The sequence below is a fragment of the Shewanella sp. SP2S2-6 genome (assembly GCF_031931965.1).
GTDB classification, from domain to species: Bacteria; Pseudomonadota; Gammaproteobacteria; order Enterobacterales; family Shewanellaceae; genus Shewanella; species Shewanella baltica.
Genome location: NZ_JAUOEQ010000009.1, coordinates 1 through 26049 on the forward strand (window position 1 = coordinate 1; position 26049 = coordinate 26049).

At 47.6% G+C, this 26049-nt stretch carries 22 protein-coding genes and 2 pseudogenes; 12 read left to right on the forward strand and 12 right to left on the reverse strand.

Annotated features, from left to right (window positions below):
* Window positions 1-331: pseudogene (locus Q4Q57_RS08690) on the forward strand (integrase core domain-containing protein); the annotation flags it as partial.
* A 7-nt stretch (window positions 332-338) separates the two neighbouring features.
* Window positions 339-773: pseudogene (locus tag Q4Q57_RS08695) on the forward strand (IS5-like element ISSod6 family transposase); the annotation flags it as partial.
* A gap of 167 nt (window positions 774-940) precedes the next feature.
* Here Q4Q57_RS08695 and ssb read toward each other — a convergent pair.
* Window positions 941-1645 (reverse strand): single-stranded DNA-binding protein, encoded by a 705-nt coding sequence (ssb, locus tag Q4Q57_RS08700; RefSeq protein ID WP_107946491.1) that lies wholly within the window; start codon window positions 1643-1645, stop codon window positions 941-943.
* A gap of 109 nt (window positions 1646-1754) precedes the next feature.
* Window positions 1755-3122, reverse strand: coding sequence for an MFS transporter (locus Q4Q57_RS08705; RefSeq protein WP_006083193.1), 1368 nt, complete (start codon window positions 3120-3122; stop codon window positions 1755-1757).
* 415 nt (window positions 3123-3537) lie between these two features.
* Here Q4Q57_RS08705 and uvrA point away from each other — a divergent pair, with 415 nt between their 5' ends.
* The 6 genes from uvrA (at window position 3538) to Q4Q57_RS08735 (ending at window position 11244) form a co-directional block, all read left to right on the forward strand.
* Window positions 3538-6420, forward strand: a complete 2883-nt coding sequence (gene uvrA, locus Q4Q57_RS08710) for an excinuclease ABC subunit UvrA (RefSeq protein WP_311890586.1) — start codon at window positions 3538-3540, stop codon at window positions 6418-6420.
* A gap of 182 nt (window positions 6421-6602) precedes the next feature.
* Window positions 6603-7772, forward strand: a complete 1170-nt coding sequence (locus Q4Q57_RS08715; protein WP_311890587.1) for a M28 family peptidase — start codon at window positions 6603-6605, stop codon at window positions 7770-7772.
* Between the two features lie 195 nt (window positions 7773-7967).
* Window positions 7968-9866, forward strand: coding sequence for a DEAD/DEAH box helicase (locus tag Q4Q57_RS08720; RefSeq protein WP_311890588.1), 1899 nt, complete (start codon window positions 7968-7970; stop codon window positions 9864-9866).
* Window positions 9867-10007: 141 nt separating this feature from the next.
* A complete protein-coding gene (locus Q4Q57_RS08725; protein WP_168825603.1) occupies window positions 10008-10163 on the forward strand; it encodes a hypothetical protein in 156 nt (51 codons plus the stop codon).
* Window positions 10164-10230: 67 nt separating this feature from the next.
* Window positions 10231-10590 (forward strand): hypothetical protein, encoded by a 360-nt coding sequence (locus tag Q4Q57_RS08730; RefSeq protein WP_168825605.1) that lies wholly within the window; start codon window positions 10231-10233, stop codon window positions 10588-10590.
* Between the two features lie 141 nt (window positions 10591-10731).
* Window positions 10732-11244, forward strand: a complete 513-nt coding sequence (locus Q4Q57_RS08735; RefSeq protein WP_311890589.1) for a hypothetical protein — start codon at window positions 10732-10734, stop codon at window positions 11242-11244.
* Window positions 11245-11300: 56 nt separating this feature from the next.
* Here the strand turns inward: Q4Q57_RS08735 and Q4Q57_RS08740 are convergent, their stop codons facing one another.
* Window positions 11301-11909 (reverse strand): HAD family hydrolase, encoded by a 609-nt coding sequence (locus tag Q4Q57_RS08740; protein ID WP_311890590.1) that lies wholly within the window; start codon window positions 11907-11909, stop codon window positions 11301-11303.
* 31 nt (window positions 11910-11940) lie between these two features.
* Window positions 11941-12915 (reverse strand): DMT family transporter, encoded by a 975-nt coding sequence (locus Q4Q57_RS08745; RefSeq protein ID WP_311890591.1) that lies wholly within the window; start codon window positions 12913-12915, stop codon window positions 11941-11943.
* 317 nt (window positions 12916-13232) lie between these two features.
* Between Q4Q57_RS08745 and Q4Q57_RS08750 the strand changes: the two genes are divergently transcribed.
* Together Q4Q57_RS08750 and Q4Q57_RS08755 are read left to right on the forward strand one after the other, a co-directional pair.
* A complete protein-coding gene (locus Q4Q57_RS08750) occupies window positions 13233-14036 on the forward strand; it encodes a hydratase (protein ID WP_311890592.1) in 804 nt (267 codons plus the stop codon).
* A 246-nt stretch (window positions 14037-14282) separates the two neighbouring features.
* On the forward strand, window positions 14283-15395 hold the full coding sequence (locus Q4Q57_RS08755) for an energy transducer TonB (protein ID WP_311890593.1): 1113 nt from the start codon (window positions 14283-14285) through the stop codon (window positions 15393-15395).
* 17 nt (window positions 15396-15412) lie between these two features.
* On the opposite strand, the gene Q4Q57_RS08760 is transcribed toward Q4Q57_RS08755, so the two are convergent.
* The 7 genes from Q4Q57_RS08760 to slyA all read right to left on the reverse strand — a co-directional run bounded on the left by Q4Q57_RS08760 (window position 15413) and on the right by slyA (window position 22768).
* Window positions 15413-15742 (reverse strand): cysteine-rich CWC family protein, encoded by a 330-nt coding sequence (locus Q4Q57_RS08760; RefSeq protein WP_311890594.1) that lies wholly within the window; start codon window positions 15740-15742, stop codon window positions 15413-15415.
* 804 nt (window positions 15743-16546) lie between these two features.
* The gene (locus tag Q4Q57_RS08765) at window positions 16547-17497 is read right to left on the reverse strand and encodes a hypothetical protein (protein ID WP_041410989.1); all 951 of its coding nucleotides are present in this window, start codon (window positions 17495-17497) and stop codon (window positions 16547-16549) included.
* A gap of 593 nt (window positions 17498-18090) precedes the next feature.
* On the reverse strand, window positions 18091-19158 hold the full coding sequence (locus tag Q4Q57_RS08770; RefSeq protein ID WP_311890595.1) for a c-type cytochrome: 1068 nt from the start codon (window positions 19156-19158) through the stop codon (window positions 18091-18093).
* 10 nt (window positions 19159-19168) lie between these two features.
* Window positions 19169-19795 (reverse strand): c-type cytochrome, encoded by a 627-nt coding sequence (locus tag Q4Q57_RS08775; protein ID WP_006086998.1) that lies wholly within the window; start codon window positions 19793-19795, stop codon window positions 19169-19171.
* Window positions 19796-20022: 227 nt separating this feature from the next.
* Entirely contained in the window at window positions 20023-21051 is a 1029-nt protein-coding gene (locus Q4Q57_RS08780; protein WP_107946477.1) for a DUF2955 domain-containing protein, read from the reverse strand.
* A 176-nt stretch (window positions 21052-21227) separates the two neighbouring features.
* Window positions 21228-22286, reverse strand: coding sequence for an HlyD family secretion protein (locus Q4Q57_RS08785; RefSeq protein ID WP_311890596.1), 1059 nt, complete (start codon window positions 22284-22286; stop codon window positions 21228-21230).
* Between the two features lie 8 nt (window positions 22287-22294).
* Window positions 22295-22768, reverse strand: coding sequence for a transcriptional regulator SlyA (gene slyA, locus Q4Q57_RS08790; RefSeq protein WP_311890597.1), 474 nt, complete (start codon window positions 22766-22768; stop codon window positions 22295-22297).
* Between the two features lie 100 nt (window positions 22769-22868).
* On the opposite strand from slyA, the gene Q4Q57_RS08795 reads away from it, so the two are divergent.
* Window positions 22869-23006, forward strand: a complete 138-nt coding sequence (locus Q4Q57_RS08795) for a dipeptidyl aminopeptidase (protein WP_311890598.1) — start codon at window positions 22869-22871, stop codon at window positions 23004-23006.
* Complete coding sequence (locus tag Q4Q57_RS08800; RefSeq protein ID WP_311890599.1) at window positions 22990-24891, forward strand: methyl-accepting chemotaxis protein; 1902 nt, start codon at window positions 22990-22992, stop codon at window positions 24889-24891. Before Q4Q57_RS08795 ends, Q4Q57_RS08800 begins: the two co-directional genes overlap by 17 nt.
* Before the next feature lie 56 nt (window positions 24892-24947).
* Here the strand turns inward: Q4Q57_RS08800 and metF are convergent, their stop codons facing one another.
* The gene (gene metF, locus Q4Q57_RS08805; protein WP_012088154.1) at window positions 24948-25835 is read right to left on the reverse strand and encodes a methylenetetrahydrofolate reductase; all 888 of its coding nucleotides are present in this window, start codon (window positions 25833-25835) and stop codon (window positions 24948-24950) included.
* Window positions 25836-26049: the final 214 nt, after the last annotated feature.

The following is a 26049-nucleotide window of genomic DNA, read 5'->3' on the forward strand; positions in this document are numbered from 1 at the left end:
GCGCCAACCGGCCAGAGGGTTGGTATTTCACAGTGACCGAGGCTCGCAATATACCAGTAAGCAATTCGGTAGGCTGCTATCGAGCTATGGTATCCGAGCCAGCATGGGTGATGTGGGTGCGTGTTGGGATAATGCCGTTGTTGAGCGTTTCTTTGGTAGCTTGAAACACGATTAGATTTTTAAAGTTAATCAACCAACAAGGGAGTTTATGAAGCAAGATGTGACGGCTTACATGAAATATTACAACTTGGAGCGGCTTCATTCTGCTAATGACGCTCTGTCACCTGTAGAGTTTGAAAATTCTCAACTAAAAGTGTCCAGTTTGGGTTGACCAGTACAGTAATGAGAGTATTGGTAAAAGTCGAGGCGGTAATTCAACCAAAATTCACTTAGCCGTCGACAGCGGAGGATTACCGATTTATTTCGAATTATCAGAAGGCCAAAAACACGATATTACACACGCCCCCAGCTTAATTGAGCACCTGAAGCAGGTTGATACCGTCATTGCAGATAAAGGTTATGACAGCGATGCTTTTCGTGAACTTATCGCAAATAAAGGCGGGAAATCTGTTATTCCAAGGCGCCGCTATAAGAATACACCTCAAGAAAGAGTCGATTGGTGCTTATATCGGTATCGACATTTAGTGGAGAATGCTTTTGGAAGAATTAAACACTATCGAGCAATATCAACAAGGTATGACAAGCTAGCAAGAAATTACGCCAGTATGGTGTCACTGGCGTTTATGTTAATGTGGCTGCCGATGTATTGCTGAGCAACATTTGCACAGCAAAGATCAACAGACCCTAATTTTAACTATCAACTCTTATTATACAAAAAAAAACCCTTGAGATTTACCTTAAAGACGTAAAAGTCAGTAAGAATAAGAGCTCAAGGGTTTTTTGTTTACAGTTAGATCTACATTATTAGATTTACTGTGAATTAGAACGGGATATCGTCGTCCCAGCCATCATCCAAATCTGGCGTGAAGTTTTGCTGTGGTTGTGGTGCTGGACGTTGTGCCGGCGCAGCTGGCGCTTGATAAGCAGGCGCTGGAGCGGCTTGTGGCTTAGGCGCATAACCACCTTGCTGTGGTTGAGCTTGTTGTTGTCCATATTGCTGCTGAGCAGGTGCTGGCGCAGCATATTGTTGCTGAGCTGGCGCTTGGTAAGCAGGTGCAGCTTGAGGCGCTGGCGCATATTGATTTTGCGCTGGTGCCGCTTGTTGCGGTGCAGATTGGTAACCAGTATTTTGTGGCATGCCGCCGCCCATTGGCGCGCCTTGTGCTTGGCCACCTTGACCACGGCTACCTAGCATTTGCATGCTACCGCTTTGGTCGATAACCACTTCAGTGCTGTAACGGTCTTGACCGCTTTGGTCTTTCCACTTACGGGTTTGCAGTTTACCTTCGAGGTAAACCTGTGAACCTTTACGCAGGTATTCACCTGTAATTTCAGCTAATTTGCCGAACAGAACCACACGGTGCCATTCAGTACGCTCTTGCTGTTGACCTTGTTGGTCTTTCCACGATTCGCTGGTCGCAACTGTGATGTTAGCGACTGCATTACCGTTTGGCATATAACGCACTTCTGGATCTTGTCCCAAATTGCCAACCAAAATTACCTTGTTAACACCACGACTGGCCATTGAAATCTCCTGCGATTCTTTAAATAATCTATTAATTCAGTATGTTGTTTATCTGTGTCGCCATAGAGGAAAATCAGCTTCCCCAAATATCACACGGCAGACCCAGATATTATTGAGCAGAGCCTAACACAGCTCGTGCTTCTCTTAAATCGAAATGCTCGTCGACCTTAAGATAAGCAACTTTTTCATCAAGCACGACGATCGCTTCGACGACGCCCATGAGCTGTGATAACTGAGCCGCCATATCCCGCGCTTGCGCCTTGTCTTTGACTTCGGCTTCTAAGGTGTAACTCTTTAACAGCACAGGATTTTCCATGCCCAATGTCAGGAATAACCAAATAGACATTAAGATCACAGCAACAATAAACACCCCGACCGCACCCACTAATTGGAAGGCGCCACCGCCCAGCATACCACCACAAAAGGCCCCTAAAAACTGGCTAGTGGAATACACGCCCATGGCCGAGCCTTTTTCACCGACGGGGCAAAATTTGGCAATCAAACTGGGCAATGAGGCTTCTAAATAGTTAAAGCCAGTGAAAAACAGCACCACTGCAAAACTCAACACCCATAAGTTATTAGAGAATAAAGCCATCGCCAGCAGCGCCACTATCATGATCACTAAGGCGATTTGGAACATAGCTTTAGTATTCTTACGTTTAACCCCAATGATGATTAACGGCACCATCAGGAAAAACGCGCCCACAAAAGCCGGGAAATACAGCATCCAGTGTTTTTCTTTCACGAGCCCCGCATCCACCAGATCCAGCGGCAAGGCCACGAATACTGCGGTTAACACTAAATGCAGAATAAAAATCCCCGCATCGAGTCTAAACAACTGGGGATCGGTCAACATACGCTTGAGTCTGGCAGGCGTGGCTAACGTGTCGCCCTTAGGCGCGTGGGAAATCGGATTCGGTACTAAAAATTGCACGATCAACATGCCCGTCACAGCGAGAATCGCCGTGAGGAAGAACAGGCCTGATAAGCCCACATGTTGTGCCACAATCGGCCCGACCAGTAAGGACAGCGCAAAAGAGCCGCCGATACACATGCCGATAATCGCCATGACCTTAGTACGCTGTTCGTCGCGGGTTAAATCCGCCGCCAGCGCCAACACGGCAGCCGCAATCGCACCCATGCCCTGCACTGCTCGACCAAACACCACGCCGTAAATCGAATCAGCATTGGCGGCAATCAAGCTACCAATGGCAAACAGCACCAGACCGATAAGGATAATCGGCTTGCGACCGTATTTGTCAGATAAAATCCCCATGGGGATTTGCAGCACAGCTTGAGTCAGACCGTAGGCGCCGATAGCAATACCGACCCACAGCGGCGAGAAGCCTTCGAGGTGCTGACCATAAAGTGCAAAGACGGGCATGATCATAAACAAGCCCATCATGCGTAAACCAAATACACTGGCTAAAGAAAACGCGACTTTTTTCTCAGTACCCGAAAGTCCGTTGTTACCCATGATTTTGCCCTGGATTGAAGTCTTTTAAGGGGCGCATGTTATCACACCCAAAAGGATTTGCTCAAAAGGAAATAGTGGCCTAAACCACTGCCTGTACAGTTAACTTTTATCCCGATTATCACGGACCTATATTGACCGTGCTCGGGTTAACATGTTTATTTTTCTGCCCTATTTAACGCTCAGGCACAGGGAAACGAGTCTAACATAGTGTTCACATTTGTCCTGTGAGTCAGTACGCAACAACCGCATTAATCTTAGTTAATCCACTCGGTACATAACTGCCACTGTCAGCAAGGTGATTAAAAGCCAGTGCCAGCCCTAGGATTGGTGCCGATCACAGAATCAACTAAACTCAGCCGCGGAACTGTGCGATACTTATGCTCATTTTTTTAAGCATATGGCATTAGAGCGATAGATGGATAAGATTGAAATACGCGGCGCACGCACCCACAATCTCAAGAATATCAACCTGACTATCCCAAGGGATAAACTGATTGTCATCACGGGCTTATCGGGATCTGGCAAATCCTCCCTTGCTTTCGATACTTTATATGCCGAGGGCCAGCGACGTTACGTCGAGTCCCTGTCAGCATATGCTCGCCAATTTTTGAGTTTGATGGAAAAGCCCGATGTGGACCATATCGAAGGCTTAAGCCCAGCGATATCCATAGAGCAAAAATCCACTTCCCATAACCCGCGTTCCACCGTGGGCACTATTACCGAAATTTACGATTACCTGCGTTTGATGTTTGCCCGCGTGGGTGAGCCGCGTTGTCCGACACACAATCAACCCTTAGCGGCGCAAACCGTCAGCCAGATGGTCGATAAAGTATTGGAAATGCCCCAAGACAGCCGCTTGATGTTACTCGCGCCTGTGGTCAACGCCCGTAAGGGTGAACATGTTAAATTGCTCGAAGGTCTATCGGCGCAGGGTTATATCCGTGCGCGTATTGACGGTGAAGTGTGTGATTTAACCGATCCGCCAACCTTAGATTTACACGTTAAACACACGATTGAAGTGGTCGTCGACCGTTTTAAAGTGCGTGACGATATCAAGCAACGCTTAGCGGAATCCTTTGAAACCGCACTGGAACTCTCCGGCGGCATCGCGACCGTCGCCACCATGGATGACGACACAGGTACTGGTAAAGCAAAAGGTGAAGAGCTGATCTTCTCGGCCAACTTTGCCTGCCCGCACTGCGGTTATTCGATGGCGGAATTAGAGCCAAGGATCTTCTCCTTTAACAATCCAGCCGGCGCGTGCCAAACTTGTGATGGTTTAGGGGTACAACAATTTTTCGATCCTGAGCGCGTGATCAGCAACACTGAGCTTTCACTGGCTGGCGGCGCGATTCGCGGCTGGGATAGACGCAACTTCTACTATTTCCAAATGCTCAGCTCACTCGCCGAACACTATAAGTTCGATGTCGAAGTGCCCTACGAGCAGCTCAGCGAAAAAGTCCGCACAATCGTCCTGTACGGATCAGGCAAAGATAGCATTGCCTTTAAGTACATCAACGATCGCGGCGATGTGGTGGTGCGTAATCACCCCTTCGAAGGCATTCTCAACAACATGGACAGGCGCTATCGCGAAACCGAAAGCAACTCGGTACGTGACGAATTAGCCAAGTTTATCAATACCCAAGCCTGCCAAAGCTGTGGTGGTTCGCGTCTGCGCGAAGAAGCCCGTAACGTGTTTTTAAGTGATATCAATCTGCCGCAACTCACCACTTGGTCGATTGGCGAAGCCTTGGACTACTTCGAGAAAGTTGAATTTAGCGGCCAAAAAGCCCAGATCGCCGAGAAGATTTTAAAGGAAATCCGCGATCGCTTAGGTTTCCTCGTGAACGTGGGCCTCAATTATTTAAGCCTATCACGCTCGGCAGAAACCCTCTCGGGCGGTGAAGCCCAACGAATTCGACTCGCCAGCCAAATTGGTGCCGGACTCGTCGGCGTGATGTATGTGCTCGACGAACCTTCAATCGGCCTGCATCAAAGGGATAACGAACGTCTGCTGCAAACCCTGATCCACCTGCGGGATTTGGGCAACACAGTAATTGTGGTTGAGCACGATGAAGATGCGATCCGCATGGCGGATCACGTGATCGACATAGGCCCTGGCGCTGGCGTACACGGCGGCGAAGTGATTTGCGACGGCCCGATTGAGAAAATCATCGCCTGTGAAGAGTCAGTCACTGGCCAATATATTTCCGGTAAGCGCAGCATTCATATTGATACGCCGCGTATTCCGTTCGACAAAACTCAAGTGATTGAGTTATTTGGCGCACGCGGCAACAACCTGCGCAATGTGGATTTAACCATTCCCATTGGTTTATTCACTTGTGTGACGGGCGTGTCGGGTTCGGGTAAATCAACCTTAATCAACGATACCTTCTTCAAGATCGCCCATAGAATGCTCAACGGGGCGACAGTGGATGAGCCATCATCCTATGACCGTATTGAAGGCATGGAGCAGTGCGACAAAGTGGTCGATATCGACCAAAGCCCGATTGGCCGCACGCCGCGCTCGAATCCTGCCACTTATACTGGCATCTTCACCCCAATTCGCGAGATTTTTGCAGGAACCCAAGAGTCACGCACGCGCGGTTATCAGGTCGGCCGCTTCTCCTTTAACGTTAAAGGTGGTCGCTGCGAGGCTTGCCAAGGTGACGGCTTGATCAAGGTCGAAATGCACTTCCTCCCCGATGTGTATGTGCCCTGCGATTCCTGTAAAGGTAAGCGCTATAACCGCGAAACCTTAGAAGTACGCTATAAAGGCAAGAATATTCACGAAGTACTGCAGATGACAGTGGAAGATGCGCGCACTTTCTTCGATGCCGTACCTGCCATTGCCCGTAAGCTGCAAACCTTGATGGATGTGGGTTTATCCTATGTACGCCTCGGCCAAAGCGCAACCACCCTTTCGGGCGGTGAAGCCCAAAGGGTGAAACTTGCTAAAGAGCTGTCTAAGCGTGATACGGGTAAGACCTTGTATATCTTGGATGAACCGACCACAGGTTTACACTTTGCCGATATCCAATTGCTGCTCGATGTCTTGCATCGTCTTAAATCCCACGGCAACACGATTGTGGTGATTGAGCATAATCTGGACGTGATCAAAACCGCGGACTGGATTATCGACTTAGGCCCAGAAGGCGGCGGTGGCGGCGGGATGATTTTAGCCACAGGCACGCCGGAAGACGTCGCCGAGCATCCAACCTCCCATACGGCACGCTTCTTAAAGCCACTGCTGGAACGGGATATTGAAATGGCAAAGGCCAATCAAGCCAAGGCTTGAGTGTAGAGCCCTTGACCTGAGTACAGTAGAAGCGCAGTCGCATAAGCACTGCGCTTCTTTTTAGCTCAGCAATCCAATATGCTTAAGCTATCGCATACATAGAGGTATCATTGAATTAGAATTGGATTTAGGCAAAGATGATATTCATCTTCTGGCTAAGGCTTCAGCGATAAGGAATGTCCATGCGTGATAGCACTCAGTCCCCAGTGACTCACCTTATGTTACCGAGGCAACATCAATCACTTTTAAATAAAAAACTAAGCGACATAAACCTCAGTGACATAAACCTAAGCCCATCGACTCAATTCAACCACAGTCGCATCGGTCAGCTGCTCGCCAAGTTCACGTTCATGCACCTTATAAGAGATCAATTCCAAAGACTTGGCTTATTAGCACTGGCCTGCTTTGTTGCAACGACTCTCACTGGCTGCGCCAGTTCACCCGAAACCTGTGCGCGTACTGAGCTTAAGCTCACTTGGGCCGAACCCTTAGAGTTACAAGCGATTGTCACAAGATTAAGCTCAGATGAATTTGAAGGCCGCAAAACCCAAACTCCAGGCGCAGAAAAAAGTCGTGACTATATAAAGCAGCAATTTCAGGGGCTAGGTTTACAGCCTTGGGGAGCGGACTTTATCGTGCCCTTTGAATACCAAACCTTCTTCACCCAAGAAAATGGCGCCAACGTGGTCGCTACCGCCATGGCGACAGAGCCGACGAATCGATGGCGTATTATCGTCGCCCACTACGATCATTTAGGCATGAGCGGCAGCAAGATTTACCACGGCGCCGATGATAACGCCTCCGGCGTCGCCGCTATGCTGGCGATTGCCAAACATTGGCAGCAGCAATTTGCCATACAACCCAATACCTTGCCTAAGGTGAATCTGATGTTTGTCGCAACCGATGCCGAGGAACCTGGGCTCTATGGCAGCATCGCCTTGGTCGAACAACTCAAAACCCGTCTGCCAGAGGCGACTTTTGAGCTGATGTTGAATTTAGATATGGTGAGTCACCCCGGCAGGCCCTATGCGATTTACCTTGAAGGCAGTCGAAACTTCACTCAGTTCACTCAATTTAAACCTCTACTGAATCAACAGAACCGACTGTGCATTAGGCTCTCCCACCCCAAACCCGTTGGCCGTAGCATACAAAGTACCGATTGGCTGCGGGCATCGGATCACTATTCCTTCCACAAAGCTAATATCCCTTGGCTGTATTTTGGCGTGCCGACCCATCCCCAATATCACACCCCTGAAGATACCGTCGCGACAATCGACATCACTTTTCTTGCAGCAGTGACTGAGTCAGCATTTGAGTTACTTCAATTAAATGCCGAATATTTAAAGAATTAATGGGAAGTGGCGCGTTTCTTGCTCAGTTTTAGCGAAAAAAATGCAGAAAACAGGTTAAATAGCGTGACTCTGATTGGTAAAGTGGCGTCCATGCTGCTATAATCCGTCGTTCGCGGGAAATCGACACGGGGTTGATTTTCTGTCTGTGAAACTATTAGCGCCATTTCGCGCGCGCATCCACAAGGCTACAACCCAATGTCATCCGATGAAAGAACTTTCCGTGAACTCGGCTTATCCGAGAATTTGTTGCGTGCTCTTGACGAGCTAGGTTATGAAAAACCAACGCCAATCCAGTCAGCCAGTATCGACCCACTTATGGCTGGCAAAGATATTTTAGGTCAAGCGCAAACAGGTACAGGTAAAACTGGCGCCTTCGCTTTACCACTACTAAACAAAGTGACCAGCCAAACCACGCCGCAGATTTTAGTATTAGCGCCAACACGTGAGTTAGCGGTTCAGGTTGCTGAGGCGTTCAGCAGCTATGCCAAATTTATGAAGAATTTCCATGTACTGCCAATTTACGGTGGTCAAAGCATGCAACAACAGTTGAATGCCCTGAAACGTGGTCCACAAGTTATTGTGGGTACGCCTGGTCGTGTTATGGACCACATGCGTCGCGGTACTTTGAAACTCGACTCATTAAAAGCACTCGTGCTCGATGAAGCCGATGAAATGTTAAAAATGGGCTTCATCGATGATATCGAATGGATCCTTGAGCACACGCCAAGCGAGCGCCAACTGGCGTTATTCTCTGCCACTATGCCAGAGCAAATTAAGCGTGTTGCAAACCAACACTTACGCAGCCCAGTGCATGTTCGTATTGAATCAAGCCAAACAACGGTTGAGTCAATTGAGCAGCGTTTCGTGCAAGTATCACAGCACAACAAACTCGAAGCTTTAGTACGCGTATTAGAAGTTGAAAACACTGAAGGTGTAATCATATTCGTGCGTACTCGTAACTCATGTGTTGAGTTAGCCGAGAAGTTAGAAGCCCGCGGTTATGCTTCATCACCACTACATGGTGACATGAACCAGCAAGCCCGTGAGCGTGCAGTTGACCAACTGAAACGTGGCAAGTTAGACATACTGATCGCGACTGACGTTGCGGCCCGTGGTCTTGACGTTGAGCGTATCGGTCACGTTGTGAACTACGACATTCCGTATGATGCCGAAGCTTATGTACACCGTATTGGCCGTACTGGCCGTGCTGGCCGTACTGGTATGGCGATCCTGTTTGTGACAAGCCGTGAAATGCGCATGCTGCGCACGATCGAGCGTTCAACTAACAGCCGTATTTCTCCAATGAAAATTCCAAGCCCAGAGACTGTTGCAGAACGTCGTCTATCTCGCTTAGGTGAGCAATTGGCTGAGACGATCAACGGCGATTTAGATTTCATGAAAGAAGCGGTTGCTCAACTATGCCAACAGTTAGAAGTCGATACCGATCTTCTCGCCGCAGCCTTGTTGCATCAAGTACAACAAGAACGCCCGCTTCAATTGCCAGCAATTCAAGAACGTGCCCGTGATGAGCGCAGTGAACGTACTGATCGCGGCAGCGAGCGTAGCGACCGTGGTGGTGAGCGTGGTGAACGCAGAAGTCGCGAACCGCGTCCAATGCCAGCCAGCTTAGGTACAGCTGAAGCGTTGAAAGACAACCCAGATTTGAAAATGTGCCGTTACGTCATCGACGTAGGTCGTGAGAATGGTGTAGGTGTGGGTAACATCGTTGGTGCTATCGCGAACGAAGCTAACATCGACAGCCGTTACATTGGCGCAATCCAACTTTACGATGCAGTGACCACTGTTGACCTGCCAGACGGCATGCCAAAAGACGTGTTACAGCACCTACGTAAAGTACGTGTTTGTGGCAAGCCATTGAACATCCGTGAAGCTGGCGATCAAGTATTTGTTGATTCAGGCCGTAGCGCGCGTTCAGACCGCCCTGCTGGTGACCGTAAACCACGTGGTGACCGCCCAGCGGGTGATCGTAACCCCCGCGCAGCATCTACGGGTGACAAGCCATTTGCTGACCGCAAACCTCGTGCAGACAAACCTGCCGGTGAGCGTAAGCCACGTAAACCACGTGAAGACTAATCTAGCTTAAGCTAGAGACTAAAAAAGGAGCCTAGGCTCCTTTTTTGTTGGCTTAACATCGCACTAGCTCAAAGCACACTGGCCAGTTGATATTTCAAGCTGATATAGTCAGTGCAAGAACGCCTAGCTTAAGGATATAAAATGGATTTTTTAGCACTGATCACTTCCCCATTTACCTCGGCACTGCCTGAACTCGCTAAGTCATGCCACAAAGATAAAACGTTATTAATCATGGTACTTGTCGGTTGCACTCTGTTTGCGGGCTTTATTGGAATGTTAGTCGCAATGGCAAATTAACTTGCAGTTAAGCCAACATGTTTATTAGTGTCGACTTAGTCTTTAGCAACGCATCTAGTGTATTTCGATGAAAAAAGCCTTTAACGCCGGCCTGTTATCCGCCTTTGTCGCCCCCGGCAGCGGCCATTTTTACCTAAAACATAAACGCTCGGCACTGGTATTTTTTAGCTTAGCGGTCGTGAGTCTTGTGCTGTTGCTATCGCAAATCTATCAAGTGGCGCAAGTCATCGCCTTAGATATTCAAAACGGCATCTTACCGCTAGATATCGGCGTAATTTCTGCCGAAATCACCCAACAAACCCAGACCACAATTGCCAATGCCAATGAACTGCTCTACGGCTTTATCCTCTGCTGGTTAGTGGCATTACTCGACAGTATTCGGCTTGGGCTTAAGCAAGATAAGCTGGATACACAAAGTAACCGCTAAATACCTTCTGACTCTTAGCGAGGCCGTAGCGACAAAAGCGATTTTGATATTGACCTAACATTTTTAATCAATTGAAAAATTGGATATTAACCTTTAGCTACCATGAAAATAACACCATAAACAGTCAAGATGGATGACGATATGTTAACTGAGCAACAACACAATTTTATCCTAAGTGAAGTGTCACAACCCGTGATTACCATTGCCCGTGAAGTTAATTTTGCCGAGCGCTATGCCTCCATGTTAGCGCGCTTTCCTAAACTCCCTGGCGATTTTAATCCTAAGGTGCCGACGGAGCGTCAACAAATATTGGTTGCCCAGTTCCCATACCCGATCCGCTTTTACACAAGTGAGGGGGGATATTACATGCTAAATGCGAAAAAATTCGCCTACCCGCATATGACACTTATGATGGAGATGCGGCAGTGGGTTACCTTCCGTTTTAACCTATGGCGTGAAGATATGCGCATCGGTGGCGGCTCTTACCAAAAGATTGCCGTGGCAGAGCGGTTAGCACGAGGTGCAGAGATTGACTGGGATAACGACTGGCGTACACAACGCCAGCCATGGTGCTATAACGAAGATCAATTACAGACGGTGCTAACCGAAAGTTTTGCACTATTTGATGACCTTTGTAAGCAATTACCTAAGTAGTCACAGGAGTTAATTGAGATATATGCGGCTAAACAGGTTAACCGCATAGGAATAAATTATTTAGGCCATGCTTTAATCAGGCTGTGGTAGCAAGAGACCAGTAAATCAGCCGCTTGGGCATAGTCGGGAATAGTTTCAGGGCAATAGAGGGCGCAGTGACTACCCGCATTGCGCGCAGTTTGCAGATCAAACAGATAATCGCCCACATACAAGATCTCTGCGGGCGCGAGTTGCCACTGCTGGCAAATAAGATGAATACCTTCGGGATGCGGCTTAGGCTGCGCATCGTAACGCGTTAATACTAGTTCGATATCGATACCGAGCTTATCGATAGTGATGTGCGCCGCTTCCGGCATATTGCGGGTCAAAATAGCCAAGGGCAGCGACTTAGCCCGTAGGCATTCGATAAGCTCGCGCGCGCCATCGATCCAACTGGCATTGAGTGAGCTTTGTCTTTCGTACTCATGGACGATTTCCAGCGCCTGAGCCTGCGCTTCACCCGCGCTCAGACTATCGACATGGGCCAAGATATCCGTACCTGAATGAATCCCCAACTCGCGCCGTAGCCCAGAAAAATCCGGATTAGAATGCGCTAAGGTGCCGTCGAGATCGAAGATGACCCCACGGATATCCTTAAGTTTTAAATCGCTAAGTCTGGTGATCACTGGCTTTTCCCATTAGGTGAAAATGTACGCCTTAGACAATCTGCAAACGCTTCGCCTGACGATTGCGATACAGTGGCAGTAATTGTACCACCATCACAGACACAATAATGACGCCAATCCCCAGCAGAGATAATCCATCTAATTCATCTGCATGGAAGACTTCTGGCCACCAGCCAATGCTCACTACCAAAGCAGTGGCACTAAAGCTAAATACTGGCGTTAGGGCCAACATGGCGCTCACTTGTGCCGTCGGCCAGTACTTCATCGACTGCCCAAAACAGCCATAGGCGATCAAGGTATTGGCGGCACAAAACAGCGCTATCTGCCACTCGAAGCTGTCCATACTGGCAAACTGACTAAAGTCGCTAAAGGGAGCCATTACGAAAATACCTAAGCCATAGATCACTAAAAGCACATTCGCGGGCGATAAACGATTCAATAAGGATTTTTGCAACAAGGCATAGCTAGTCCACGACAACGCCGAGAACTGAATGATCATCACCCCAATCCAAACCTGATGATTATTGGCGCCAGATAAATCCAAATACGGATGGAAAAACATCAACATGCCTAAGGCCAGTGTCGCAAAACAACTGAGCTGCTCCGCATTCAGCCGTTCTTTAAAAAACAGCACGCCACCGAAGGCAAGGAAAAAGGGCGAAGTCTGGAAATTCAGCTGGGCAGCACCCGGCGCGAGATAATCGAGAGAGTAAACAAAAGACACATAATTGAGCATCAAAAACACGCCCGCAAGCACTAGCCTTAACCAGACTTTGGCATCGAGCGCCGCAAATTGCTTAAGGCTACCCACGCTCCATTGGATTAGTATGCTGACCACCAGCGCGACCAAAAAACGAAACCAAGTCAAAGTGACAGGATCGATAAAAGCCCCCGAAAGCTTCAAGGCTATAGGTAACATGCCCCAAAATACAATCGCAACTGAGATGAAGAGCAGCCCGAGTTGAGCATGATTATTTGCCTGAGGGGCGTTATGGCTAAGGTTCACGGAGATGTCCAGTAGAGACCGCAAAATGGAGCGTCATTCTGGCACTGAGTCAGCACAATATCTAGCAGCGAATCATGGAAACATTCGCGTTAGCATGGATACTTTAGCTGACACTTATGTGAGGCAAGTATCAGTATCTTACTATGATTAGAATATTGGCCGCACTCTTGATTCAACTGCAGCAGATTTACCCAGAAAGCCAACATTGGCATTTCCAGCGATGGCAATAACCGAGTATATTTGGCCGATAAAATGGCTTCTCTGCCACTGTTTCTACGCCACGTCTTTCTAGGCTCACTCTTTTAATAGGAAAGTTAATGTCATCTACCGCCCCGCTCGAACCAGTTCAAATGCAGATTCATGCCGCAGCGAAGGAACTCGCCGAGCGCCGCGCCGCAGGCACCAGCGGCGATTTACTGATCCCAGAGCTGAGGCCAACGAGCTTCGAACAGGCCTTCGCCATTCAGCAAACCGTGGCTGCCATCTATAAGGCTAACAGTAATCCTATCGCGGCGTGGAAATGCCTAGTACCCTCGGCGGAAAAAACCGTCGTAGCGCCTATTTATCAAAATGATGTGTATCAGCAATCGGCCACTTGCCCGCTCTATCCATCGACTAAAGGACTGGCCCGCGTCGAACCTGAACTCGCCTTCGAGATTGCTCGCGATTTACCGCCAAGAACCACGCCTTACACAGAGGCTGAAATCGACGCGGCCTTAGGCCACACTCGCTTAGCCTTGGAATTGATCAAAAGCCGCTACCATACGCCCAGTGAAGCGACGCATTTCGATGCCCTCGCCGATGGCTTAGTCAATCAAGGATTATGGTTAGGGCCAGTGCTAAACCCACTAGCAGATTTAGAGACCAGCCATTTCGAACTCAGCGTTAATATTCAGGATGGCGAAACACTGCAAAAATCCGCCATTCATCCCAATGGTTTCCCTAAGGCGGGACTCTACTGGTTAGTTAACTTTTTATCCGCCCAAGGCATTGGCCTAACTCAAGGGCAATATGTGATCACAGGCTCCTACGCTGGCGTCCTCGACCTGCCATTGGCGCAGGTTTGTGACTTTGAATACGGCGCGCTCGGGCAATTTGCCATAGCGTTCACAGCTAAGTAATTGCGGCGAGTAAAAGCACTTGCGGCTATTCGAAGTCATAACGGCTAGTAAAACGACAAAGCACTGATGAATAAGCGAACTCGGTTTCAACTGGGCTCGCTTATTTTTAATCTCAACTCTCAACTCTCAATTCTCAGTTCTCAGTTATCAGCACTCCCCCAGCATTATTAACAAAAGCTAAACCGACTTGTCCCATAATGCACACCTATATATCATCTAAATTCATCAATAATAAGGATATATAGAATGTCGCACGGAAAAATGTTGCCCATCGCCTGTCTTCTTGCCCTCACTTTAGGCACATCTCTTAGCGTGCACGCCTCAGAAAATAGCTTTGCCAAAGCCTATAGTGACTATCAAGCCGCCGTAGAAAAAGGCGATGCTGCTAAGATTGAAGCGAGCGCAAAAATCGCTTACCAACTCGGCGAAGCTCAATATGCCAAAGACAGTGTCGACTTAGCAAATCTCGCCTTGAATTGGGCCGCGGCGATAGAGAAGCAAGCCGCCCCATACCCATTTACAGAAAAGAATCTACCCAAAACGGCTAAGGCGAATGAGTTGTATCAGCTCGCTCTGGCTAACTATAAAGTTCATTATGGCAAACAAGCGCTTGAGCTTATCGATCCCTTACTGGGCGCTGCGCAAACCGCCGTCGAAGCCAAAGATGCGAAAGAGGATTTTCTTACTGCTATCGCAATTGCGGAAAAATCCGATAAAAAGAAGCTGATCGCCGATGTAAAAATAGCAGCCTTTAACCGCTTATCTAATACAGAGCTATACACGAAAAGCGTAAGACGCTATGCCTTCGATGCCTATGATATTTATAAAGAGATTTTGCCAGAGAACGCCATAGACAGAGTCAAAGCAACCTTTACTGTTGGCGCTGTTGAATTTGTGGAAAAACATGATAGTAAAGCCGAACCTTTACTGCTGGAAGTAGTTAAACAATTCGACGCACTCAATTTCAGTCACCCCTATGCCTTGAGTGCCCATGCGTATTTAGTCGAACTGTATGAGCGCCAAGGAAAGCGTGACGCATCCACCGCTCACTGTATTGCTATCGGCAAAATGCGCCCTTGGGCCGACACACAGGAACAACAACCTATTTTCCGTACCGTACCAGACTATCCAATGTCCTATGCACAGCGAGGTAAAAGTGGCTGGGTTCAGCTTAAATTTACTATCGATGAGCATGGCTTCGTCAAAAATCCTGAAATTTTAGCTTCTAAGGGTGGTGCTTTATTTGAAAAAGAGAGTATTGAAACCTTAGAGAAATGGCGTTACGCACCCAAGTTTGAAAATGGCAAAGCCGTGGAAGCACAAACTAGCGTGCAACTGGATTACACCATAAATCGATAGCTCATTACTTCAGCCCGCTATTTCACCTCATAACCTAGCCCATCGCTCACACTCGATGGGCTTTTTTCATCCTGCGTTGTAATCTGTCCCTGACTCAAACTCTGCTTGAGTTGGCTAAGACAGGTTTGGCAAATACACGCATCGGCAGACGGTAAAATGGGGCTGATTGCACCTTGCAGCGAACCTGATGCTTGCGCTTGCAACACCGCCAAAGGCGGAAACACCTGCTGCGCACACCAACAATCCTCAATACCCTTACCAACAATCACCGCACATTGATTCGCGCCTTTGCACAGGGGGCAAATTTGCGCAGCTTCTAACTTAGGTTGTTCCGATGGCTGAGACACGGTAATCCTTATTGCAAGATAAGTTGTTATAGCGCGGAGATCATAATAGATTTTTGCAACTCAAACTTAATTGATTGGCACCAAAGTGAGACTTTAAAACTTTCCAAACTACGTTTGAATGCTTTAGTTAAAAAGTCGTGGGGCTTCACCCCTCAGGCTAATATTGGTGCTGTTTAGCACAATGCTATATTGATTGCGGCCTTACGGCCGAGATAAGTCAAAGTCGTGGGTCTTCAACCCCCTGATTTTTAATCAAGAGCCGACCAAAAGGGGATCAACAGCAATTCCCTCTTGCCTCTTTGTTAACAAGAGTCCTTGCCGAACAACGTCCATGTCTAACTGCCAGTTCGCCATCCGTGGCTCTCGTTCGTAACGCTGCTATGCAGCACTCACCCTAGCGAAGTAACATGCATTAACTCTTTATTTATAAATCAGGCCTTGGTCTTATGGACAAATTGCTATCGCTTCCGAAGGATGCGTCCCTGCACCTGCGAAAGCTAGCCGGACATCCATCTCCGGACTCACGCAATTTATTCCAACGCCCCGCGGCAACTTCGCAGGGGATAGTGAACTTCTGTAGTTTTGGTGTTGCCTGTGAATCCCAGAGATTTGTGTCTTTTCCATTTTTTTAAAATTGGGTGTCCTGTTTTGTTGTTCAATAGTTTGTGCTCATCAAGTTATCTAACTTAAATGATATTTGGATGTATTTATTTGGCTCAGTGAACCGCATTCCTGCGTTATAGCAGTAAGGTTCACAGATGCGCACACTGTGAATACGGAAGGCGAGTTGAAATCACGTTAGTTTTATGACTTTGTGAATTCTTTAAAGAAGTCATCCTGTCTTTCAAATTGAGCGTTTAATTCTTCTTCAGTGATATCAGGCAGAGAGTCATACCAATGCTGTATTGAACTGATATTTGTATCTGTTTCTTTTATTCTAGCTATAAGCTTCTGAAAATTATCTGGTATCAAGCAGGCTAAATTTTCAGCTTGGACTGGACTATAAAACCCCGACATTGGTGGATTAATGCCAAATTTACGCTCCATGTCAAAACCAACTAAAAGTACAGGATTGCTTAATGCAACCGTGAGGGCTATTAATTCAACTGTTTTCAGGTAGTAAGAAAGACTCTGGCTACATGCTTTATTATCAAATTGCGGGACGCTCATTCCATTTATATGCCGAAATCTTGGAGATATAATGTTGAAGCTATTTTCCAAGCCATTTACATGAATGACATTACAGATATCCCAATAATGCTCTAATAAAACGTCTATCCATGACTCGTCATTATCTTGATCATACTGCGGAGTTGCCTTTTTTAGTTCACTTAACGCACGCTTAAAATTTGGTGTACCGTTATCTGAAACCGAATGCATCCACTTTTTTGCCTTTTCTGGCTCAGTACTATCCAAGACAAAAAAACTGCCCGCCACTACAAGTTCTAAAGCTCTCCTTAAAGAATCAAAAGCATTTTTGTAGTTGCCCTGAAAGATCACTGTCAAACAACTATCCAACTCATGTACCGCTTCAACCCACGGGAAAATGCTTACTTTTTCTAAGTGGTCGACTCTTGCCGTAGGAGCTTCCATTAACTCATGCTTACAAAATGACTCAGCCTGCTCAAGCTTTTCGAGGTTTGGATAGTCATTATAGATATAGTTAGAAGTCTCTGTAATAACACTTTCCATACTAGAGAGCAGTATATCTCGTCTAGCGTTAAAACTTTCTTTTGGTAAGTTGAATGGATTCAAGGTCAACTCTTTTTAATAAATTTGACGTGGTATATACGATAACTGAAAAGATAGTTACCCACCAAAAATTAGAGTTCAATACTTTCCAAATCAGTTGATATTTTCTATCAATAGAGAAATACAGTAAGGTGTAACAAACCTTTGTTCAACAAGATGAAAAACACTTTTAAATCAGTTTATTATGAAACACATGGAGTATTAATCCATCCCGATATGTTTTGCTCAATCAAGATAGTTTGCTGAGCCACCCATGGCTAAATTCTCTGTGTACTTTAGATCAACAGATGACACTAATGCTAGAAAGGCGAGTCATGGTGATTTGCGAGACGACCGTCCGCCCCATGGACGGGGCGGTCGAGCATCCAAGGATGGACTGGCTGCGAGTCGACGAGCGAATGCCATGACTCACCTATACATTGATACCTGCAAACACGAAGATCCCAACGACTTAAATCAAAGATGACTCAGTACAATTGACCAACATATGTTTGACCAATAAAAAAGCCAGCAAAGCTAAATGCTTGCTGGCTTTTCTGTCCAACTTATTCACTCGCTTTATTTCATCAAGCGAGCACTGAATCAAAGCCGCTTAACTATGACTTCTTAGGAAAAATCGGATAGGACTCAGTGCCTAACACTTTGCCATCGACCGTGACACCATAGTAATCACTGTCATTATGGTATTTTTCCTGCGCTTGCTTCACATCACCTTTGCTACGCGGGTCCTGTGGACGCTCGTGGGAGTTGATATAAGCTGCAACATCCCAAGCCTGTTGGTTAGTCAACTGCATACTCTTACCAAAAGGCATGTTTTCATGGATGAAGAATGCGGCAGTATTGACCCTGTGCATTCCGGCACCCCAGTTATAACTCTTAGGCCCCCACAGCGGTGGCAGCGCATAAACGCCAGCAATCGCTTGACCTTGGCCATCAACACTGTGGCAAGTTTGGCAATGGGCGACATAGACCTCTTTACCCCGTTCAGGTGAATAGGCTTGTTCGGGTTTTGGGATCTCAGGATAACCACGACCCGGCAAGTTGGCACGCTGCTCAACTGTCATCGCCTTGGCTAATATCTCAGGTAGCGGGAAGTCTTCCCTCTTAGCACCTTTGACTAACTCGGCATCGCTAAGCTCAGGGACTGGGCCGCTAATATTTGCTTCGTCCATCAAGCCACCCATACCTAACCAATAGGCATAGGCAGAAAGCGCCACTAACTCAGGGCTACCCGATGCAGGGGCTTTACCATTCATCGAATAGTTAAAACAGCCTTGGATGCGTTCTTCAAAGCTACTGACTTTATTGTCTTTTTTGCGATACGCCGGATAAGCAAAATACGCGCCCCAAAGGGGTGAAGCATTGGCTTTTCGGCCTGCATCCATATGGCAGTTGGTGCAGTTAAGCTCGTTACCCACATACTTATCACGCAGCTGTTGGGTATTCACAAACAGTTGATAACCCAAACGCACTTTGTCACCAAAGGCACCTTCAGGAATGGCACTCAAAGGTCTAGGGACGAGATAGGTTTGATCCGGTATCTTAGGGAAAGAAGGCAGCGGGGCTTGTTTATCTGGACGCTCTTGCAGCGGATCCGATTCGGCTTGCGCCTGCACGGTTAACGACCCCATCGCGGCCAGTAATAACATTGCGGAATATTTCATGGCCAGCTCCTTATTTCAAATTAGCAAAGTAGTTCGCTAAGGCATCAACCTCAGCGGCGGTAAGCTTGTTAGCTACGTTCGCCATCATGCCATCGACATCACCTTTGCGCGTTCCCGACTGCCATGCCAGTAATTGAGTTTTAATATAACTCGCTTGCTGACCGGCTAAACGGGGAAATAAGCCGCCACCTAACCCCGAAGGACCATGGCAGGTCACGCAGGCTGGTAAACCACGTGACCAATCACCTTGGTAGGCTAAGCGGGCGGTATCGTCATTGAAAACCACCTGTTCACCGCGGATAACGGGCTTGACCTCATTGGCAGGCTTTGCAGAAAAGTAGTTTGCCACTTGCTCAATACCATCACCTTGTAACGTCATTGCCATCGGCATCATGGTTGCGTTTTGGCGCACACCCGCTTGGAAATGCTGTAATTGGGTCGAGATATATTGTTTAGATAATCCCGCTAATCGAGGGCCGATTGGTTCAACGCCCTCACCTTCTACCCCATGACAAGACACACATAACTGTGCCGGTTGGGGGATAATTTCCATCAATTGTTTGCCAGAAGGCGCAACGGAGGCGGCCGCATAGCCGCTGCATAGCGTTAAGCCTATGACGAATGTTTTAATCTTCATGTTCTATCCTTGAAGAGAGTTAAGCTCTAAAGCATAGGTGGTTATTGTTATTTATGTAGCTACTCATACACTAAACCCATTTTTAAATCAGCCGCTCATTTTTAAAACAGCCAATAAATGAGCCTTAGCGTTCATTAAGGCTCATTTATCGTTCAATCCAAATGGGATAAATTTACCTTACTCTTTGAAAGGGTAAGCTGCAAGTCTTCAAGCCCGAGTAGCCAGAATCAATAACCAAATCGCGTCGATTCAAAACGATTCAATAACTTATGTATCAAATAACACAGGAGTAGCGTGCCGACGATGGCGGTGAGAATGCTGCTCACTCGATATAAGGCGCTGAAGATTAAATCGTTGCCCGGGGTCAGATACTGGCCAAACAGAATGCCTAAAGTTGTCATGGCGCCAAAACCCACGCCAGAGCCACTTGCCTCTCGCACATGGGCTTGGCTAAAGATCATCAGTCCAATCCACAGCAAGGGGACGATTAATATCAATAGTCCTGACCAGTCATAGAGTACCAACTGCACAACGACCCCAAACGACACGCCTAGCAAAGTACCTATAGCGCGCTTACGGGCATAGTCGAGTGCGCCATTCCAATGCATAGGAAACAAGAGCAACAAGGTGGTCGCCTGAGCCGACATCGAATCCCGTAGATCGAATATTTGGAATACCAGAAACGATGCTGTCGCTATGGTCGCGCCGAGTAACGCTTCGTGGCGCATTCTATGTGGCGCCTTAGGTCCCGGCTTGTAAGCCGCCCTAGGTTCGACATCGGGCCAGAGTGCCGTCATAGCGTAGGCGATAACAACCGACAGGGCCGTCGCCCAAAAGTTACTGAAAACTAAGTCGTTTAAATCAACGCCGGGATAGCTAGCAAAGTGCAGCATGATGCTGAGACTGAGCACTCCGTTGGCGCCAAAGAGAAACAAACTGCCGCGGGACATGGCGGCAAAGCGATATAAAAATAGTAGAAACACGATGGGTGTCATCAGGCCGGGATGACTGCCAAACAGACCACCGAGCAGTCCAACCTCTAACCCCGCCATGGCAGATGAGGCCAATAACTGGCGCATAGCATGGCCATTCATCACAGGCACGAGTCCGAGTAATAGCATAGGCGTAACAGTGAAGAAGACTCCATTGCTCCAACCAAACATTTTACACAGGGTAAAACCTATGGTCGCGCCAGTCGCAATCCGTAAACACTGGCGTAAATCGTTGGCCGTCAATGGGCTATGGCGTAGTAACATGCTCGTCGCCTTGTTCTATCGATACGTAAAATGGGGATGTTTAGCTGGCTTATGCTGCATTCACACTTATGTTGCTTTGAAGCGTTCACTCAAGCGACTCACGGCAAACACACACCAACCGCGAGTCACTCGCCCGTCAACAGCAATAAGTGCGAGTAGATAGGCGAGTAAATAGGCTAATAAATATAGTGCAGCAGGCTAATGATTTTAATCTGCACTTTAGCCAGCAGACTAAATAGGCTATTCTCAGGCAGCAGTTGTACGGTCGCGCGCGCACCGGCTGGCAAGCTGTTCATCGCCATCCCATCTAACTCCAAATGCAGCCTCAATCTTTGGGCATCACGCACCCAACGATCAGACTCCTGCGGCGCCGCTAAACGGCCATTGGCATCGAATTGCCCTGCACTCACGCCCGCATCGACACTGCTCACCGTCGCCCGATATAAACGGCCGGGTTCGCCATCAAACGCAATCAAAGCGGTCGATGAAGCATTGACGCCACGCAAACTCTTTTCGCGAAAATCAGCAATAATATCAATCTTATCCGATACCACGGCTAACAGAGGTTGCCCCACAGTCGCAAAACTCCCGACTTCTAACTGCAGGTTAGTCACTATCCCGTCCTGATCGGCATGGATTTGGGTGTAAGACAAATTGAGCTCAGCTTGGGCAAGATGATTTTGTGCCTGACGCACCTTAAGATTCTCTTCGCCATAACTGCCACGGCTCACCTTAAGTTTTTCTAAACGCGCATTGGCGGCGAGCAAATTTGCTTCCGCGGCGGCGGCATCACTATCGGCCAGATCCCTTTGCTGCTGCGATACACCATGGGTGGCATACAGCGCATCGAGGCGCTTAGCTTCGCTGCGTTTCTGTTGTGAGGTGGTTTTGTTGGCATTGACGTCGGCCTTCGCGGCCAGCAGCGAGGCATCTAACTCGGCATTGTCTTGGCGGGCTTGCTCTAAGGCCAATTTAGCTTGAGATACCGCTAACTCATAGGGCGCAGGATCGACTTGAAACAGCAAATCGCCCTTGGCAACCGCTTGGTTGTTCGTCACGGCTATGGTCTGGATTTTGCCGCTGATCTGCGGCGTAACCTTAGTCACCACACGTGTGGCCATGGCTTGCGGCGTCAATGGCATCATAGTATCGGCAAGCATAAAATAGCCGAAAACCGCCACAAAGCCGAACATGGCAAATTTTACTAAACGGGCAAACTGTTGATCCGGTGTCATCTTCTTTCTCACAAAATGGTTGCTGTTGCCTTGGCCAATTTGGCGCTGGCGTTGTCACTAATCAGGCTAATAATGCGTTCAAATTCGCTGAGCTCGCTGGCACTGATCCCAGCTAATAACTCACGGCGGACCTGAATTATCCGCGCTTCCATTTGCTTTAATACATCCAATCCCGCAGGCGTTAACGTCACAATCCTTGCGCGCTTATCTTTGTCGCAGCAATGACGCTCGACTAAACCTTGCTCTTCTAATTGCCCTAAGGTGCGCATTAACGAAGCCAATTCAATTTCTAAGGCATCGGCCAACACTTTTTGGCTCACGCTGTCGCCTAAACGCAGTAATTTCCACAATGCCGTCCAGCGGGGATGAGTTAATCCCAAAGGCGCCAGCTCGACATCGACCACGGTACGCCACAATCGATGCAGACGGCCTAAATGCTCCGCCAGTGATAACTCTTTCAATCGCTCTAATTCTTTTTGCATCTTGCTCACCCACTTAGTTAGCGTGCTAAGCATTATACTTAGTTAGCAGGCTAAGTAAATGTGCTCATATAAAAAATTTTCTGTGTCCTATGGCGCAAAAATGTCGCATTGGGAAAAAAATAATCCAAAAGGCTGGCGCTATCTCAAATATAATCAGCCGTATCTCTATAATATTAAAAAGATAAATCAGACTGATGAAGTGAACTGGGAGGTTGGCTTTGGTGAATTTAAAAATTAGTACGAGGATTGTGGTTGGGATATGTCTATTACTGTTGGCCATGATGAGCTTTATCATGCTGCTAGTCCTGTCGGAATTCAGCAGTCAGGTGAAAGAATCTGAGCAAAGAGAACTGCATAAACTGTACGAAACTGCGGTAGCCAACATAGCCTCATCCGGTAAACTCGCACAGGCCATGGCAACGATAGTTTCACTGACGCCAGAGATCCAAAGTAACTTCGCCGAACGGGATCGCCCAGCACTCAAAGACCGAACTCTGCCCCTGTTTGCCAAGCTTAAGCAAGATTTCGACGTACAACAATTTCAGTTTCATACGCCGCCGGCAACCTCTTTTTTACGATTACATCGCCCCGAAAAATTCGGTGATGATCTCACTGCAATTCGTAAAACGATTGTGGAAACCAACACCACAAAACAGCCCTTGAACGGTTTGGAATATGGTGTTGAAGGTTTAGGGATTCGCGGTTTAGTGCCCATGGGTTATCAAGGCCAACACACAGGCTCAGTGGAATTTGGTATGTCCTTTGGACAACCTTTCTTCGACAGTTTTAAAGATGCTTATCAAGCTGAAATCGCACTATTGTTGCCCAATGGCGCGGATTTTAAAGCATTTGGCGCCACGTTCACGCCCGATATTCAGGCCATAAGTGAACTCAATAGCGTGATGCAAGGCAATGAAGTGATTCGCACTATTAGCTTAGAGGGCAAAACCTTCGCTTTGTATCGCCACGCCATAAAAGATTACTCGGGACAAGTCTTTGGGGTACTGGATATTGCGATGGACAGAAGCCATTCAGAGCAAGTTATGGCGGATATTCGCCTCAAGTTGATTCTCATCGGTTTCGCTGCAATGTTAATCGGCACTGCCATTGCTTGGTTTATTGCTAAGGGCATTACCCGCCCAATAGCAGAAACAACCCAAGCCATGAATGACATCGCCGAAGGCGAAGGCGATTTAACCCGTCGAATTACCATAACGAGTAAGGATGAAATCGCCGAGTTAGCGCAGGCATTTAACCGTTTTGTGGAGAAAATCCACCACACAGTAACTCAAGTGTCTGATGCCACGAGTTTACTCGCAACCTCTGCTGAAGAAATGTCGAGCATTACGCGGGAAACCCAGAAGATGGCGAGTCGTCAACACCTCGAAACAGATCAAGTTGCCACCGCAATGAATGAAATGGCCGCAACGGTACAAGAAGTTGCCCATAACGCAACCGATGCGGCCGATGCCGCCAATCATGCCAATGACTCAACCGAACAAGGCAAATTAGTTGTACAAAAAGTGGTAACCACTATCGCAATATTAGCCGAGGAAATAGCCACAGCAGCAAGTGCAATCAATGAATTAGAGCGTAATACCGCTGAAATTGATTCTGTGCTTGTGGTTATCCGTAACATTGCCGACCAAACTAATTTACTCGCACTCAATGCGGCAATTGAAGCCGCAAGGGCGGGAGAACAAGGTCGAGGATTTGCGGTCGTTGCCGATGAAGTACGCACTCTGGCGAGCCGCACTCAAGCATCTACGACAGAAATTCAGCAGATGATCGAAGCGCTTCAGCATAAAGCTAAGTCCACAGTCAATGCGATGGAAACCAGCACCCGCACCACCCAAAGCTGTGTATCCCAAGTTCACCAAGCGGGTGAGGCACTCGAAGCCATTACCCATGCGGTTTCCACCATTAGCCAGATGAATATCCAAATCGCCAGCGCGGCAAATGAGCAGTGTGCGGTTTCAGCAGAGATTAATAAGAATGTTAATAACATCAATGACATTGCAACTAATGCGACAGATAGTGCGGTACAAACTGCACGCGCTGGCGATGAGCTTGCCCAACTCGCAGTCCGTTTAACAACTTTATTAGCTCAATTTAGAATTTAAACAAAACAAAACGCCGCATTCTCTGCGGCGTTTTTATTAGCTTATTTTATAAAGTTTTACTTAGGACGCACGCCTAACGTATGGCAAATCGCGTAGGTCAATTCGGCGCGGTTTAGGGTGTAAAAGTGGAAATCCTTCACGCCTTCACGTGACAACACCTTAACCATATCAATCGCTACGTTTGCACCCACTAATTGGCGTGTACCGGCATCATTTTCTAAACCATCGAATTGCTTATGCAACCAGTTAGGTAACGACACATTGGTCATGCCCGCGAAACGTTTTAACTGGGTAAAGTTAGTCACAGGTAAGATACCTGGCACGATTTCAACGTCGATACCGGCGGCGACGCAGCGGTCACGAAAGCGCAGGTAAGATTCCACATCGAAGAAAAACTGGGTAATGGCACGGCTAGCGCCCGCATCAATCTTACGCTTAAGGTTGATCAAATCAGCCTGTGCATTGCTCGCATCGGGATGCACTTCTGGATAGGCCGCAACGGAAATATCAAAGTCGGCCACTGAGCGCAGCAAACGCACTAAATCTACCGCAAAACGAGTGGGCTTGGGGCTGCCCGCAGGTAAATCACCCCGCAGTGCCACTATGTCACGAATGCCCGACTTCCAATAATGCTTAGCCAATTCTAATAGCTCTTCATCGCTGGCATCCACTAAGGTTAAGTGCGGCGCGGCAACAAGGTCGGTTTCCTGTTGAATACGCTCAATCACGCCGTGGGTACGGTCGCGCACACCTGAGTTAGCGCCATAGGTCACAGAGACAAACTTAGGATTAAGTGGCTCTAAACGACGAATAGAGTTCCACAGGATCTGTTCCATTTCGGGGGTCGATGGCGGAAAAAACTCAAAAGAAACATTAATATCGCCATTAAGCTCAGACAAGCTCTGGTTCAGCGATTGTGAATGTTGTGCGTGATGAAAAGCCATGTGTATTTCCTCAACCGCCCTTGGCGCTACTCTTTGCTATTATGAATTAGTTCAAATGGACGTTTGGACGTCTATATGTCCATATACTAGAGAAACTGAGATGTAAGTCAAGCCAAAAAATGTCCATAAACCGCATTTAATCTCGGTTAATTCGATAGATTTATTCTAGCCAATAAAAAAGGACTCGAATGAGTCCTTTAAGCTGCTGAATTTC